Raw genomic sequence first — 1,943 nt, 5'->3', positions numbered from 1 at the left:
AGCCGCTGGTGCAGCAGGCGGGCGGTTTCGCTGTCCAGCGCCCGCACCTCGTCCATGCTGATGCGCACATGCTGGCCGCCACCCATGACGGCCTGCGCGATCAAGGGGTTCAGGGCCACATACAGGCGCCCGTCTGCCTCGTCGCTGGCGTACTCGGCAAGCAGCCGGAAGCCCTGCCGCTTGCGGCCATTCTGGGCGATGATGGACACCTTCCAAAGCCGTTCAATGCAGTCCCTGATGGGCTTTGAGTCCTCGATATTGGCATAGCCTATTTCACGAGCCAGCGCCCGATAGCTACCCTTGACCACCATGGCGTCAGCGGTAACGGCTTCCCATTTGGGTTCCAGGAACAGCCGGAGCTGCTGCCCGCCGGGGGTCTCCGGTTCTGGCTCTAGCACCAGACCACTAGGCCCGGCCATGGCCACCAGCCCCTGCAGGATGCGCAAATCATCAGCGCCCAGCGGCTCCGGGCCGCTGAACTCGATCCGCTTGCCGTCGCCGTAGTCATACGTCACGTCCAGCTTGCCGCGCTTGCGCTCGCCCCGCTTGAGGGCACGGAACAGGCCGGGGGCCAGACAGTGCGCCGGGTCGTGCCGGACGTGGCTGAGGCTGTGTTTGTTCTTAGGCTTTGACACGAGGCACCCCCTTGCTCTGGTGCTGCTTTTCCAGCACGGCGGGCTTGAGTACCCCGCCGTCATGCCGCCTGAACCAGCGGTCTTTGAACGGTGCCCCATAGTTGGCCTTGCTGACTCCAAAGCGGACGAAATAGGGCCGCTGCGTGTCGTCTACGCCCCATTCCTCGGCCTCACCGGTGGTCATGCCGGACAGGTACGATTGCCAGCGGATGTTATCCACCAGCACGGACGATCCCCGGCTGGCCTGCTGCTGGTCGCCTGCGCCCATCATGGCCGCGCCCTTGCTGGCATGGTGCAGGAACACGATAGAGCACCCGGTATCGGCGGCGATGGCCTCCATGCGGCCAATCACTTGCGCCATGGGGCCGCTGGCGTTCTCTTCCTCGATGTGGAACCGGCGCAAGGTATCCAGCACCATCAAGCGGCGTCCCTCAGCGGCTCGCTTGAGGCCGTCGAACCACTCCGGGGCCATGATGTTGGGTAGGCTGCCGATCAGCGGCTGGATTAGCAGACCGTCAGCCACGGCTTGCCGTTGCTCGTCGGTCAGGCGTTCCCCCAATGCGTGCAGGCGGTGATGTATGGCGGTGGGCGGGTCTTCGGCGGGCAGGTAGATCACCGGGCCGGTGCGCAACTCGCCCACGTCCAGCAGGTCGGGGCCGCCTGCGATCTGTGCGGCCAGTTGCAGGGCCAGCATGGATTTACCGGCACCACCGGGCGACACCAGCGCCCCGACCGTACCGGCCACCATGTTGGGCAAAACGTAGTCCAGCGGTGGCGGCGCTGCTGCGAACGCCTCCAGAATATTGATAGGCTTATGGGTAGCCATTGATTGCCTCCTTTGCAGGCAGTTGGTGGTTAGGCGCTGGCGGGGTCACTACCCCCGCCCTGCGCCGCCCTGAGTTCTTCCAGATACAGCCGCAGCGCCTCGGCCTCTGCGTCTGTGGCCCATATCTTCCGGGCCTTGCGGCCCATGGCTCGCTGCTGCTCGGCAAAGCGGGCCTGTCGTATAGCGTTGGGGGTGGCCAGCAGGTTGCCGGTACGCTTGTCGTGTTGGTCTTTCATATTTCCTCCGCATTAGAGCTAACACCATAACAGGCATTAGCTCTAATGCAAGTGTTTTATCCTAATGTCGGCCCTCGGTACTGCTGTTTCTCGGCCTGCTTCGCCAGCTCGGCGCGGGCCTCCTGCACCTGCGGCAGCTCCATCACCTTCTGCACCGTACGCTTGATGTAATCGGCCTCATGGCCCGTCTTGCGCTCCATGATGGCGGGGCTGGCCTCGGCCATGGCCTTGCCGATCTCGTCCGGC

Annotated in this window: 4 protein-coding genes; all 4 read right to left on the bottom strand. The window is 64.3% G+C overall.

What is annotated here, in order from left to right; translation table 11 throughout:
- Positions 1-635: replication protein C, IncQ-type (repC, locus tag R8O10_RS23780; RefSeq protein ID WP_318191773.1), on the bottom strand; the 635-nt coding region annotated here is incomplete at its 3' end.
- The gene (locus R8O10_RS23775) at positions 622-1,461 is read right to left on the bottom strand and encodes a helicase RepA family protein (protein ID WP_318191772.1); all 840 of its coding nucleotides are present in this window, start codon (positions 1,459-1,461) and stop codon (positions 622-624) included. The genes R8O10_RS23775 and repC, both read right to left, overlap by 14 nt.
- A 29-nt stretch (positions 1,462-1,490) precedes the next feature.
- Entirely contained in the window at positions 1,491-1,697 is a 207-nt protein-coding gene (gene urfF, locus R8O10_RS23770; RefSeq protein WP_112928753.1) for a plasmid repression protein F, read from the bottom strand.
- Positions 1,698-1,753: 56 nt separating this feature from the next.
- Positions 1,754-1,943, bottom strand: a 190-nt coding sequence (locus R8O10_RS23765) for a hypothetical protein (protein ID WP_318191771.1), incomplete at its 5' end; no start/stop codon positions are given.

This window comes from Vibrio sp. 1727 (genome assembly GCF_033344415.1).
GTDB lineage: Bacteria > Pseudomonadota > Gammaproteobacteria > Enterobacterales > Vibrionaceae > Vibrio > Vibrio alginolyticus.
Note: the sequence above shows the minus strand (reverse complement) of the source record. Positions and strands in the feature narration are given on the sequence as shown.